The 12,818-nt window shown below is 45.3% G+C and carries 10 protein-coding genes; 5 read left to right on the forward strand and 5 right to left on the reverse strand.

The window, feature by feature from the left end:
- On the forward strand, window positions 1-846 hold an 846-nt coding region (locus tag CAG58_RS11615; RefSeq protein WP_161439688.1), incomplete at its 5' end, for an IS110 family transposase.
- Here CAG58_RS11615 and fabV read toward each other — a convergent pair.
- Both fabV and tesA read right to left on the reverse strand, forming a co-directional pair.
- Window positions 784-1,956 (reverse strand): enoyl-ACP reductase FabV, encoded by a 1,173-nt coding sequence (fabV, locus tag CAG58_RS11620; protein ID WP_337247262.1) that lies wholly within the window; start codon window positions 1,954-1,956, stop codon window positions 784-786. The two genes, CAG58_RS11615 and fabV, sit on opposite strands and share 63 nt — an antisense overlap.
- 154 nt (window positions 1,957-2,110) lie before the next feature.
- Window positions 2,111-2,728 carry a multifunctional acyl-CoA thioesterase I/protease I/lysophospholipase L1 gene (tesA, locus tag CAG58_RS11625; protein WP_161426261.1) on the reverse strand — a complete coding sequence of 206 codons (618 nt, stop codon included), beginning with the start codon at window positions 2,726-2,728 and terminating at the stop codon, window positions 2,111-2,113.
- Here tesA and CAG58_RS11630 point away from each other — a divergent pair.
- The 3 genes from CAG58_RS11630 to CAG58_RS11640 all read left to right on the forward strand — a co-directional run bounded on the left by CAG58_RS11630 (window position 2,727) and on the right by CAG58_RS11640 (window position 7,726).
- Entirely contained in the window at window positions 2,727-3,422 is a 696-nt protein-coding gene (locus CAG58_RS11630; protein WP_004396609.1) for an ABC transporter ATP-binding protein, read from the forward strand. The two genes, tesA and CAG58_RS11630, sit on opposite strands and share 2 nt — an antisense overlap.
- Window positions 3,419-5,860 carry an FtsX-like permease family protein gene (locus tag CAG58_RS11635; protein ID WP_161429690.1) on the forward strand — a complete coding sequence of 814 codons (2,442 nt, stop codon included), beginning with the start codon at window positions 3,419-3,421 and terminating at the stop codon, window positions 5,858-5,860. Before CAG58_RS11630 ends, CAG58_RS11635 begins: the two co-directional genes overlap by 4 nt.
- A gap of 396 nt (window positions 5,861-6,256) precedes the next feature.
- A complete protein-coding gene (locus CAG58_RS11640) occupies window positions 6,257-7,726 on the forward strand; it encodes an FAD-dependent oxidoreductase (RefSeq protein WP_161426259.1) in 1,470 nt (489 codons plus the stop codon).
- On the opposite strand, the gene CAG58_RS11645 is transcribed toward CAG58_RS11640, so the two are convergent.
- Complete coding sequence (locus tag CAG58_RS11645) at window positions 7,723-8,463, reverse strand: 5-oxoprolinase subunit PxpA (RefSeq protein ID WP_154171149.1); 741 nt, start codon at window positions 8,461-8,463, stop codon at window positions 7,723-7,725. The two genes, CAG58_RS11640 and CAG58_RS11645, sit on opposite strands and share 4 nt — an antisense overlap.
- A 252-nt stretch (window positions 8,464-8,715) precedes the next feature.
- On the opposite strand from CAG58_RS11645, the gene galE reads away from it, so the two are divergent.
- Window positions 8,716-9,741: a UDP-glucose 4-epimerase GalE gene (galE, locus tag CAG58_RS11650; RefSeq protein WP_161425722.1), complete on the forward strand. Its 1,026-nt coding sequence runs from the start codon at window positions 8,716-8,718 to the stop codon at window positions 9,739-9,741.
- Between the two features lie 153 nt (window positions 9,742-9,894).
- On the opposite strand, the gene CAG58_RS11655 is transcribed toward galE, so the two are convergent.
- On the reverse strand, window positions 9,895-11,319 hold the full coding sequence (locus CAG58_RS11655) for a methyl-accepting chemotaxis protein (RefSeq protein WP_161425723.1): 1,425 nt from the start codon (window positions 11,317-11,319) through the stop codon (window positions 9,895-9,897).
- Window positions 11,320-11,550: 231 nt separating this feature from the next.
- The gene (locus CAG58_RS11660; RefSeq protein ID WP_154171146.1) at window positions 11,551-12,756 is read right to left on the reverse strand and encodes an aromatic amino acid transport family protein; all 1,206 of its coding nucleotides are present in this window, start codon (window positions 12,754-12,756) and stop codon (window positions 11,551-11,553) included.
- Window positions 12,757-12,818: the final 62 nt, after the last annotated feature.

The raw sequence follows: 12,818 nt of genomic DNA on the forward strand, positions 1-12,818 counted from the left end.
ATTAAACAAGCCATCAAAACCATTAAAAAGTACCACCCTGAACGTATTGTCATCGAAGCCACCGGACGCTTAGAAATGCCATTCATCTTAGCCTGCGATAACGCTAAGTTACCCTATGTCATTGCTAATCCATTACATATCAAAAAGTTCTCCGGCGCCCTTGGACATCGAGCTAAAAATGACCGCTTAGATGCCGCTCTTATTGCCCATTACGCGGAAGCGATTAAACCGAAACTCACACAATTGAAAAGTGAAAACATTCGTTTAATGAGTGACTTAGTGACAAGACGCAACCAGTTATTGACCATGCAAACCATGGAAAAGAACCGCTCTCAAATCATGCCTAAGACTGTTGCGTCATCGATTAAATCCCTACTTACCATGCTCAAAAAACAGATAGAAAATATTGAAACTAGAATCGAAAAACTCATCGAGACATGCCCTGATTACCAAGCAAAAAATGAGCTATTACAGAGCGTACCTGGCATCGGAAAAATTGCGGCAGCCTCCATCATCAGTAACGTACCTGAGCTGGGCTACATCACCAACAAACAAGCGGCTTCATTAATCGGTGTCGCTCCCATTACTCGAGAAAGCGGTAGTTATAAAGGCAAGAGAATGATCAAAGGCGGACGCATGCAAGTCAGGACGGTTTTGTACATGGCCATGATGTCTGCAATGCAATGTAATCCTGTTTTTAAACAGCACTATCAAAAGTTATTAGCGGCAGGCAAACCTAAAAAAGTAGCGATCATTGCTTGCGTCAGAAAGATGGTAGTTATCCTAAATTCTATGCTCAGAGACGGCTGCATGTGGGATGTAAACAGCGCCAAAATTAACTCTTGACGCCATAGTCTCTTGATAGTCACCCAATTCAGTGAAGTTAGAGCCATTCATTTGATGAACCAGATCTTGAACTTGTGCTTGAGTATCAGGAGCTAATTCCCATTCATCGACTCGCACTAATCGTTCACTATCGACGGGAACAGGCTTACCTGTATAAAGCTTATCGCTAAATAGACGTTGCATTTGCTCAATACATCCTTCGTGGGTGCCTTTTTGTTTCATCACACGATACAAGGCAAGCATATAGGGGGTAAACGCGGGGATAAACACACTGGCTTTGGTTACTAATGCTTTACAGACAGCGGCGTAAGCGTTGCCATCGTAATTAGCGAGTTTCAAGTTTAAGGCATGGCTGGTTTGGTGCAGATCGACTTTTGCTCGGCCTAATGTGCCATCAAGGTAGATAGGATGAGTCAGTTCAGAACCCACGTAAGAGAACGCTATGGTTTTACATCCTTGGGCTAAAGAATCATGGTTAATCAATGTATCGATCCAGTTTTCCCAATCTTCGCCGCCCATCACTTTTAACGTGTCTGCAATTTCTTGTTCTGACGCTGGCGCTAAGGTGGTGTCTAGCCACTGATCATTTTCTAATAAGACCGTGGCACCCGTAACACTGTCACCAATCGGCTTAATGACTGAATGCCAAAATTCTTCGCTATCGCCTTTGCGGCGCATACCACTGGCAATACTATAAATCACTAAATCGACTTCACCTTCAAAATAGGTTTCAATCGCTTCCACCACTTGGTCTCTGATGTTTTTCGAAAAAACGTCACCAGTAATATTAATTGCTACTCGTCCGGCTTGTTCGGCGTATTGTTTAAAAAAATGATTATTATAAAACCCCGCGCTGCCAACGCCTTTATTCGAAGGTCCGCGTTCTAATGAAACACCGATGGTATCGGCGTCTGCACCACCAAAGGTCAAGGCAATGCGAGCGGCGAGCCCAAAGCCGGATGAAGCGCCTAAGATCAATACTCGCTTAGGGCCTTGACTGATCGATGGCGCGGATTTTACGTAATGAATTTGTTGAAGGACGGCTTGCTGACATCCATAGGGATGAGCAGAGCGAGCAACCATGCCTTGAATGAGTGGTTCAATGCGCATAAAGATGGCCTGTGTGCAGTGGATGAACCAATAAAATAACGTAAAGCATGGTAAAGTTTATTGAGCTGAACCATTAAATCAGACAGTTTTAGGCAATTTACGGTTGCTAGGGTGATTAAATTGTCAAGCTGGTGTTGCCGTCATGAATGATTATTTACAGTAACGGCGCGAGCTTTTGGGCCATAAATTGAGCGATCCAAGGTTGAGCGGCTGAGTTTGGGTGTAGCCCATCGCTCATCATCCATTCGGGGTTGATGATCACTTGCTCAAGGAAAAAATCGATCAGAGGTAGGTCAAACTCTTTGGCTAAGCGAGGGTAGACGTCAGAAAATGAGTCACTGTAACGTTTACCATAGTTGGGCGGTGTTTTAATTTGCATTAACACAGACTGTGCATTGGCTTGTTTAATTTGTTCGATCATTGTGCGCAGATTGTTTTCTACTACTTGAGGTGGAAAACCACGTAAGCCATCATTCGCGCCAAGGGTAATCAGTACGGTTTGAGGTTTATGCTGCTCAAGTAGTGAAGGAAGTCTCGCTAACCCGTTACCTGTGGTATCTCCAGAAATGCTGCCGTTAATAATCGTAACCTCGTGGTGTGATGCTAATTGGCTTTCAAGTAAGGTCGGCCATGCTTGCTCAATCGGCATTTGATAGCCTGCGCTCAAACTATCACCCAAAATTAGTAAGGTTTGACTGCGTACCGTCGTTGTGAATAGCATCATGCTAGAAAAAATAAACCCTAAAAATAACAAAGGAAGTCGTTTCGCCATGCAAAGCTCCGTTAGCTCAGTACCATCTGTAATTTCAGTACAGTCGGTTTCAAAAGTGGTCTCCACTGAACAGGAGACCTTGACCATTCTTCATGATATTAATCTTACCATCGGTGCTGGTGAAAGCGTAGCGATTGTCGGTAGCTCTGGCGCAGGTAAATCAACCCTAATGACATTATTAGCCGGTTTAGATACGCCAACACAAGGCGAAGTGTATCTACTTGGGCAGGGACTCTCTTCACTCGATGATGAAGCGAGAGCGGCGATCCGCAGTCAATCGATTGGGTTTGTATTCCAGAGTTTTTTACTGATCCCAAGCTTATCGGCGCTCGATAATGTCACTCTACCTTGTCTGTTAAAAGGGGAACCTGAAAATCGAGCGCGAGCTGAGGCGTTATTGACCTCGGTTGGTCTTGCTCACCGTTTACACCATTCACCCAATCAACTGTCTGGCGGTGAGCAGCAGCGCGTTGCTCTTGCTCGGGCCTTTATGGTTGAACCTCAAGTGCTGTTTGCCGATGAACCCACCGGCAATTTAGATCAAGAAACGGCCAGTAAAGTGATTGATTTGCTGTTTGAACTCAATCAACAACATGGCACAACGCTAGTGTTGGTGACTCATGATCCTAAACTGGCAGCACGTTGTCAGCGACGCTTTTACATGCAAGCGGGTAAGTTGGAGGAACGCGTGTGAAAACAAGCCCAGCCCTTACTTTGAATCAGCGGTTTTTACGTTGGAGTTTGAGTGAAATTCGTCATGGTCAGTTGTGGCCGATTTCGTTGGCGTTAACCTTGATTATTGCTTGTTTGTTTGCATTAAGCGCTTTAGCTGAGCGCATGGAACAAGTGGTCGTCAAACAGGGGAAAGAGGCGCTTACCGCCGACAGCGTGTATGTGTCGGCTAATCCTATTCCAGACTCTTTATTGGCGCTCACGGAACAGAAGTCGTTAAGTACTTCGCAGATGACGCGTTTTGCGACCATGGCGTTCAGTGATCATGGTATGCAATTGGTCGGAGTTCGCGCGGTGGATTCATCCTATCCGCTACTTGGCAAAATGACCCTAAGTGATGGTGTTGCGCTGTCTCATCGTGTGCAAGCCAACCAGTTATGGTTAGATGATCGTGTGTTTGCTCAACTTAATGTAGAGATAGGTGACACGGTTACTTTGGGGGATGCTGATTTTCAGGTCAGTGGTCGAGTTATTGACGAGCCAGGGTTAAGTTTTAATCCTTTTCAACAAATGCCGGTAGTTTATATTCATCAAGCAGATGTGGCGAAGACGGGGGCCCTTCAACTGGGTAGCCGTGTTCAATATCGGTTATTCATTCTCGGCGCGGATCATCAGATTGAGCCATTAAAATCATCGCTCGAACTCGGACCGAGTGACGAATGGCGAGATCAAGAAACCACCAATCAGAGTAATGAAGTTTTTGAACGTACTCAGCAATATTTGTCGTTAACCGTTGCGATTGTGATCATGATGGCGGCGACGACGTTAGTCTTAACCTGTCAGCACTATGTTTCGACGCGCCAACGTACGATTGCCATGTTAAAAAGTCTTGGCGCGAGCAAAAAATGGATCGTGCGTTGGTTAACGATTCAAATTGGACTGTTGCTACTCTTTGCCGCGATAGGCGGTACTCTGATTGGTGTTGGATTGGAATTTTTACTCAGAATACCGTTGGTTGATTTATTGCCTGATCCTCTACCGACTTATGGTTTCCAACCTGTCGCGGTGGCGTTGTTATCGAGTATTTTGATTGCCGTACCCGCATTAGGCATTCCTCTTGGTTATCTACTGAATGTTAACGCTGCCAGTGTCATACAGCCCGTTAAAGCTGCTCGCCGTCGCTTGTGGAATACCCTATTACTCGCTGTACCATTGGTGCCTATGGTGGTGGTTTATTGGCAAAACCAATTGGTGTGGATCATCTTATTTGGCATTCTTGGGCTGTTTTTTGTCTTAGCCGTGATCAGTCTGTTGTTAATCCGCGTATTGGGTTTGTTACCGCTGAATACGGCGATGCGTTTAGCATTGAGCCGAATCAATCGTTCGAGTGTCGCTACGGGGCTACAGTTTGGCGCGTTATCATTATCGCTAATGTTATTGGCTGTGATGTGGTTGGTGCGTACCGATTTACTGACGGATTGGCAAAAAGTATTACCTGCCGATGCACCGAATGCCTTTGCAATTAATATTGCTGATTATGAAAAGCAGGCTTATTTGCAAGCTCTCGATGAGGCGGGTCTTGAACGATCTGAGGCGTTTCCGATTATTCGTGGTCGACTAACCCATATTAATGGTCAAGTCGCTCAGGAAAGAATTGAGAATGGAGATGGCCCTAACGCGCTGCGCCGTGAACTTAATTTTACTTGGGGTGATACATTACCGAGTTATAACACGATTGTGGAAGGGCAATGGGTAGCCAGTCAGGCCGTTTCAATTGAACAATCCCTAGCTCAAGAATTAGGGATTGAAGTGGGGGATACGCTGAGCTTTATGATCAGTAGTCAAACCATTAGTGCGGTTGTTAATACGATTCGTCACGTAGAATGGCGCGAAATGAAACCGAATTTCTTTTTTATATTTTCGCCGGATGTGATGCAAAACGTATCAGGCAGTTGGATGGTGAGCTTTCGGATTGAATCTGATCACCAACCCTTGCTCAGTGAGTTGTCTCGCCAGCACCCGACAGTGAGCTTAATGGATATCCGAGCGATGGGTGAAAAGATTCAGCAGCTACTGACGCAAATCGTTTGGTCGATTACGGTATTGGCCGCGCTTGGTATGTTAGCCGGTATTTTGCTGATTTTTACCTTATTACGTTTAAGCTTGAGTCAACGTCAACAAGAAATCCAGCTTTACCGTACGCTTGGTGCAAGTCGCCGCCGAGTAACAGCAACCTTATGGGCTGAATATGGGGTAATGGCGTTAATAGCTGGGTTGGTGGCGGCAATCAGTGCCGATGTGATTGTTGGCAGTATCATGTATTGGGGGTTTGACTTATCCCCAGTGACGCATTTTTCGATGTGGTTGGCTCTACCAGTGATGACCTTTGTTACTTTAGCCCTTGTGGTTAGTAGCTTGTTACAGCGATTGTTAACGCCGATTAACCGAGCTTTAAGTTAATCGTATCTTGAGTAAGTAAAGAACTTATCCACAAAAACGGTGGATAAAGGTTGGGATAACTTGATTGGTCATAGATAGCGATCAGCATGCTAAGCCAATGCCGCTCAAGCTTACTGATAATCCGTTATTCACAGTGAGCGACAGTTGAAGATAAGCGGATAATCAGTCAAGGCTTTTTTGATAAATTTTGCACAGTTGATAACGGTGCCACGTTACATCAACCCCCCGTTATCCTGTGTGCATTTAGGGAAGGTCTCGCGACTCATGGCTTTCACCGATGATCGGTTGAGTCCATTGTCGAGCGAGCGAGGCCCATTTGGGTATAGCATCGATAAGACCTTGTGAAAAATGTGATTTTCATAACCTTTTACACGTTTTAGAATAGGCAGCAACGTAATGACCAACGGCAGTGAAATGTTACTTACTAAACCAGAAATACAAGCCCCGAGCGTCGCCATTATTGGTGGTGGTGTCGCAGGTGCCACCGCCGCGGTGCATCTAAGTGAACTCGGGTTAAAGGTGACCTTGTTGGAAAAGAGTGTTGGTCTCGTCAACGGACCACCGATTTGCCATCTTCATGCAGGCGGTAATTTATATCGAGAAATTTCTCAACAGCAGTGCATTGAATTACTGCGTCAATCGATAGAAACCGTAAGGTTATATCCGCACACCTTAAATCGTCGACCCACAGTGATCGCCATTCCACACAGTGATCCTGGATCTGTACAGGAAGTGTTACCGAGGCTAGAAGTCATTCGTTCCGCTTACCAGCAGCTCGTCGCCGAAGACTGTCACAATAAAATGCTCGGTGAACCGAGTGACTATTTTCGTCTTTATCAGCAAGATGAGCTTGAACGCCTTGCACTTAAGTCACAACCGAAGGTACCAACCAGCTTCGATGATTGGTTAATCCCTTTTGCCCAGCATACGGATTTATCTCAACTGAAATATCCGGTTGTTGCTGTGCAAGAATATGGTTGGAGCGTCTTTCGATTAGCCGCCAGCGCACATTTAACCTTAGACGCGTTGCCAAATTGCCAAGTCATTACCCGAGCGACGTTGGTTGACTCCCAGTTCGTCGATCAACAGTGGCAGTTAACCTATCAAGATCGTCATGGTCATCAGCAATTGTTACAGTGTGACTACTTAATTAATGCTTGCGGTTATGAAACGGGTAAAATTGATGATTTAACTCAACATCCTCGGCAGCGTCTGGTTGAGTTTAAAGCCGCGTTTGTGACCCACTGGCCGCGTTGTTATCAAGAGTGGCCTGAGGTGATTTTCCATGGCCCGAGAGGCACACCACAAGGAATGGCTCAGCTAACCCCTTATGCGGATGGTGTTTTTCAATTGCACGGTATGACACAAGACATTACGTTGTTCAGTGACGGCTTGGTGTCTTCGACGGCGGAATCCTCACAACCTTGTTTGCCCGCTTATCTGCAGGAAAAGCTGACTCAAGGCTGGTCAAGCCAAGCGCTAAGTGAACGGACTTTAAGAGCAATTCAACACATGAGTCAATTTGTGCCCGAATTCGCTTGTGCAGAGGTTGGTGGAAACCCATTATTTGGTGCTCAGCAGATCCCAGGTGTCGATGCATCACTGCGCGCGGCAGATGTTACGTTTGAGGCCAACCAGTATGCTCGCATTGAGGTAGTAAAAGGCTCATCGGCTTTGGAAGCAGCGAGACGACTGGTTTCGACATGGCAATTAGCCGACGTTGATTCTGGATTATCGATTGAGCAGCAGCACCCGGTGTGTTTAAGTTTTAGCGAGCAACAAATTGAGCAAAAAGCCATCGAGTTAGCGGAGCAGCGTGGTTATCCGATTGCGTTAGCTAAGGTTGTTGGCATTAGTAATCATTAACGCAACTGCTCACGGATGCGGTTGATCAATTCAACCGCTTTTGGATGTCCTGGGTTGACGCATAAGGTGTCTGCTTCAATCGCCAAAATAAAACCGTCTGCACTGGTCACTTTTCCATAACGAGAGATTTGTTTGACTTGGTTTAATACCGCTTCTTCGCTATGCAGTATCGCATTAGGTAGCGTGTCGGGCGTTAATTGCCCGTTAGCCAGATACGTTCTATCGGCAACCGCTTCAAATAACAGCGGCACATCAAAGCGATCCGCCAGATCAAGATAATCTTGGTTATTCGGCGAGGCTAAAATCATCAGGGGAAGATTAAAACAAGAGACCGCATCGACCATTGATCGGAAAATATTTTTATCTCTCATCATGTCACGATATAACGCGCCATGGGGTTTGACATAGCTTAGCTCGGCATTTTTGCTCTCACACAAGGCCTTGAGCGCACCAACTTGATAAATCACAATATCGCATATCTCTTCATCCGACAGGGCAAAGGAGCGTTGACCGAAGCCTTGTTTATCAGGATAGCCGGGATGAGCACCAATCATGACGTCATTTTGTAGTGCTAAATCAATGGTTTTACTGATGAGATGTGGATCGCCAGCATGAAATCCACAGGCGATATTAGCCATATCGATATGAGGCATGATGTCTTTATCGGCCCCCATCTGCCATGCACCAAAGCCTTGGCCCATATCACAATTTAGTTTGATCGTTCGCGTCGTACTCACAGAAGGTGATCCTTATTGGTTATCCCTTACTTATCTGATGTTGAATATTAGTCATCGTTTGAGCCTATTTATCATTATCTTATAGGATAAGATCAATACGATGACAGGTTTTTTTCTTGGATTCTTTATTAGTATTTTGAAAGTACTTAACGATAGAATAGGTTTATGAACGTGGTCAATCGTGCTGCAATCGAATCAATGGCTCAAACAGATAACTAAGATGTACAAATTAACGAACAAAGGTAGCTAGGTATGAAAGTGTTAGTCACCGGGGGAATGGGCTATATCGGTAGTCATACTTGTATCCAGATGATTCAAGCGGGCATGACGCCAGTTATTGTTGATAACTTATACAATAGTAAAGCCTCGGTATTGGATAGAATTGAGAAAATATCAGGTTGTCGCCCCGTTTTTATTCATGGCGACCTTCGTGACAAAGCGCGGTTAATGAGCATTATGGCCGAACATGAGATTGAATCGGTGATTCACTTTGCGGGGTTGAAGGCGGTCGGTGAGTCGGTTCAAAAACCGCTCGAATATTACGATAATAATGTCAATGGTACCCTAGTGCTCGTTTCCGCGATGCGTGAAGTGGGGGTGAAATCATTAATATTCAGTTCTTCTGCGACCGTGTATGGCGATCCTGCTAGCGTGCCAATCACTGAACAGTTTCCGACCAGCGCGACGAATCCCTATGGGCGTAGTAAATTGATGGTCGAAGAGTGCTTGCATGATTTTCAACGTGCTAATCCAGATTGGAGCATCACGCTTTTGCGTTATTTCAATCCGGTTGGCTCGCATCCATCGGGAGAGCTTGGTGAAGATCCGCAAGGCATTCCGAATAATTTAATGCCGTTCATTTCTCAAGTTGCTGTCGGGCGGCGCGAATGTCTGTCTATTTTTGGCAGTGATTACCCCACCAAAGACGGTACTGGTGTACGCGATTATATTCATGTGATGGATTTGGCTGATGGGCACATTGCGGCACTACAAAAAGTCGGCATTCAGTCAGGGCTACATATCTATAACTTAGGCACAGGTCAGGGTTACAGTGTGTTAGAGATGGTCAAAGCCTTTGAAACCGCTAATCAGTGTCAAATACCGTATCAGTTAGTGGCAAGACGCCCGGGTGATATTGCCGAATGTTGGGCCGATCCAACGAAAGCTCAGAAAGAGCTAAATTGGCAAGCGACACGCACCCTCCAAGAGATGGCGCAAGATACTTGGCGTTGGCAGTCACAAAATCCTCAAGGTTATCCGGATAGTGAAGCGATATAACTAAACGACGTTATTAGCCATCACTTATTTTGGGCTATGGTCAGTCGTTATTGGTCATCAACAAGTGGTTGTCAATAAAAAAGCCAGTCACATTAGTTGACTGGCTTTTTAATAAATCACTTTTCATCTCAAATGAGAGGAGAAAGCGGCGGATTAATTCGTTTGGTAGCGACTTAATATTTGACTGAGGTTTTGCGTCGCTTGACTGATTTCATTAATCCCAGATGAGGATTTTTCTGCGACGCGACGAATGGTATTGGACTGACTACGGATATCGCTCAATTCTGATGCAATATCATTGGCTACCGAACTTTGTTCTTCTGCAGACGTTGAAATCTGTACACTCATATCATTGATCATCCGTGCCGAATGAGCGATTTTTTCAATATCTTGGCCAATTTCCATTACTAAGCTGCTGCTACTTTGCGCTTGTCCTACTGTTTGTTCGGTCATTTTTGCTATCGTACGGCTTTCACTTTGCAGTTTTTCAATCATCGATTGAATATCAATAGTGGCTGATTGTGTACGGCTAGCGAGAGTGCGAACTTCGTCAGCAACCACAGCAAATCCTCGACCTTGTTCACCAGCTCGTGCGGCTTCAATCGCTGCGTTGAGTGCGAGAAGATTAGTTTGTTCAGAGATAGCGTTGATGGTGGTGATCACTTCATTAATCTTGATCGCATTTTCATTTAAGGTTGTTACCGATGATGATGTTTGACCGATAAAGCGTGATAATTGTTCAATTTCGTTGATCGCTTGAGTGACTCGACGATGACCAATCTCAACTTGTTTCGCATCTTGCTCTGCTTGTTGAGTGGCTTGACGAGAAATGCTCGACACTTCCTGTGCGGAGGCCGTCATTTGCTCCATTGCGGTGGCAACAGAATCTAACGACGCGTATTGATTATGAATTTGTTTTTCACTCTCTTTCATTTCACCGGCAAACACTTTTGAGGTATCGGTGAGTGTCGCTGAGTTGTCTTTTACTGTGACCACTAATTCAGTCAAGGTATCCATGGCTTTATCTAGTGCACAGCCAATGGTGCCAAACTCATCACGTCCAGGATGAAAGCCTAAGCGGGAAGTCAGATCGCCTTTCGCAATTTTTTGCGTCGTAGTGTAGAGATCCCACAATGCTCCACCTAAGAAAGTCGCAATCCAATAGCAAAGAAGCCCGAACGGAAGAACACACAAGTAACTGAATAAAAGCACCTTGAAAGCGGCAGAGCGCATTTGCTGCTCTTGACGAGAGAAGTCTTCCGTTAAACGATAGACCTGCCCATTGTTGCTTTGAGCCGTCGCCATGACTCGACCTTGTTGATACTGCGTATCTTGCAAAGCAGCGCGAGATTCTAACCCGGGGATCAGGGTAATGGCATTTTGACTGATGATCCCTTGCAGCTTATATTCTACCGCTTGTTTCGCTTGAGTCTCAAAGTTGGTAATAGTGTTGATATAGCGAGCACCAGCTAGGGCACTTAGTGTGATAAAAAAGAGCGCAAACACGGCCCACATCTTATCGTTGATGGATATTTTGATGAATACACGATCAATCATCCTGAATGGAACTTGTTTCATATCTTCTCCGGTGCAGCACAATGGCGTAGGGGTTGAGCGATTTTACGGCTATCTGAGCGATTAAAGTGTGTAATATCCCATATATTTATGAAATATATATGTACCAACATATAAGAATTGAGAGGTAGATCGATATATTCAGCATTTATCTCAAAGCCCGAATAAGGATTCTTATTCGGGCTTTGAGAAAGGTCATAAAGAATTCCAAGCAGGGCGCTTGAATGGCAGTGATTAGCCGAGTGCGGGAAGTGCGCCAATGGTGATCATTAATTGGGCTGCAACAATTAATAAGCCAATGACCCCTGTAATCATCAAGGCTGGCTTACCACCAATCACTTGGTAATACTCAGGTGAGGAGCTTTGGCTTCTAACGCGCACGACCATCGCAATCGGTAAAAATATCGCCAACACCGCCAAAGCAATTGCCGCATAACCTAAGGCCATAATAAAGCCTTGTGGGTAGAATAAAGCAAACAAAAGCGGTGGGGTAAAGGTGGCGACAGAAGCGACGAACCGATTCACACCTGCCCCTTTTTTACGTAACGTATCACCCATAAACTCAAACAAACCTAAGCTAACACCGAGGAAAGAAGTCAATAACGCTAAATCCGCGAAAATACCGATCATACTCCCTAGGCCCGATTGATGTGCACTGCGTGCCAATGTGCCAATTAAGGCAGACAAACCACTATTTTGAACCAGCTCAGCTTGGCTAACGACACCGAGTGTGGCTAATTGCCACAGGATATAAATGATCAGTGGAATAGCCGAACCAAAGACGATGGCTTTACGCAGTGATGGGGTATGTCCATCAAGATAGTTGACGATAGCAGGGATACTGCCATGAAAACCAAACGAGGTGAAAATCACGGGGATAGAAGCAATGATCAGCCCCTGTCCAAGTGGCATACTCAATAAGTAGGACTCAGTAACATTAGGGGCAAGAAACGTCAGCACCATGATCATGGCAATGATTTTACCGGCAAATAATAAGCGGTTGACTTTATCGACCGTCGCTGTACCGATGGTGACTACCGCAGCGACAATAACGGTAAACAGCAAAGTGCCTGTTGGCGCAGATATAGTGAATCCAGTAAATTCACTGATCCGTTGAGTAAACTGCCCACCACCTCCAGCGATATAAGCAGCACATAACGAGTAAAATAAGAACAGCATAGCGAAGGTCGCTATCCACTTGCCTTTTGTGCCGAGTATCTCTTTCGCGAGGGTATGCAACGTGGCGTCTTGACTTGAGTATTGATGGATTTCTACCATCAATAATGCGGTGAAGGCCATTAAGGCCCATAGACCAAGCATAATCACTAATGCCGTCGAAAATCCAAGCCCAGCGGAAGCCAAAGGCAGAGCGAGCATACCCGCGCCAATCGTCGTTCCTGCAATAATTAAGCTACTACCTAACAGTTTTGATTTAATCATATTGTAAACTTATCTGTACGTATTTAGTGGTTAAATGGGTGCGACGGAGTCAGTTAAACGAT

Origin of the sequence: Vibrio sp. V31_P5A7T61 (assembly GCF_009904895.1) — a bacterium.
In the GTDB taxonomy this organism is placed as follows: domain Bacteria; phylum Pseudomonadota; class Gammaproteobacteria; order Enterobacterales; family Vibrionaceae; genus Vibrio; species Vibrio metschnikovii.

Coding starts and splice junctions, on each gene's coding strand:
- CAG58_RS11640 (WP_161426259.1), top strand. CDS start 6,257: ATGACCAACGGCAGTGAAATGTTACTTACTAAACCAGAAATACAAGCC.
- CAG58_RS11630 (WP_004396609.1), top strand. CDS start 2,727: ATGCAAAGCTCCGTTAGCTCAGTACCATCTGTAATTTCAGTACAGTCG.
- fabV (WP_337247262.1), bottom strand. CDS start 1,956: ATGCGCATTGAACCACTCATTCAAGGCATGGTTGCTCGCTCTGCTCAT.
- CAG58_RS11660 (WP_154171146.1), bottom strand. CDS start 12,756: ATGATTAAATCAAAACTGTTAGGTAGTAGCTTAATTATTGCAGGAACG.
- tesA (WP_161426261.1), bottom strand. CDS start 2,728: ATGGCGAAACGACTTCCTTTGTTATTTTTAGGGTTTATTTTTTCTAGC.
- CAG58_RS11655 (WP_161425723.1), bottom strand. CDS start 11,319: ATGAAACAAGTTCCATTCAGGATGATTGATCGTGTATTCATCAAAATA.
- galE (WP_161425722.1), top strand. CDS start 8,716: ATGAAAGTGTTAGTCACCGGGGGAATGGGCTATATCGGTAGTCATACT.